Origin of the sequence: Lacticaseibacillus sharpeae JCM 1186 = DSM 20505, from assembly GCF_001436225.1 — a bacterium.
Taxonomy (GTDB): Bacteria; Bacillota; Bacilli; order Lactobacillales; family Lactobacillaceae; genus Lacticaseibacillus; species Lacticaseibacillus sharpeae.
Genome location: NZ_AYYO01000035.1, coordinates 1 through 333, shown reverse-complemented (window position 1 = coordinate 333; position 333 = coordinate 1). Strand labels below are relative to the sequence as shown.

General features: G+C 45.0%; 2 tRNA genes. Both read right to left on the bottom strand.

The window, feature by feature from the left end:
- Positions 1-85 precede the first annotated feature (85 nt).
- Positions 86-158, bottom strand: a tRNA-Ala gene (locus tag FC18_RS07250).
- Positions 159-186: 28 nt separating this feature from the next.
- Positions 187-260, bottom strand: a tRNA-Ile gene (locus tag FC18_RS07245).
- Positions 261-333 lie beyond the last annotated feature (73 nt).

Here is a 333-nt window from a genome sequence, read left to right as displayed (position 1 = left end):
TCTCGGCATTATTTTATAACTAAAATAATTAAAACAATGATATCCAGTTTTCAAGGAACAAACGACCACACTAACGTGTAGTCAATGGAGGATAACGGGATCGAACCGATGACCTCCTGCGTGCAAAGCAGGCGCTCTCCCATCTGAGCTAATCCCCCATAAGGGTTATACAATTAAGTGGAACAATGGGCCTAAATGGACTTGAACCATCGACCTCACGCTTATCAGGCGTGCGCTCTAACCAGCTGAGCTATAGGCCCAATAGGCGCCGATAGCTCCCTCAAAACTGAACAAAGTTTCAAATGTAGGCTTTCCGTATCATGCTTCCACCTT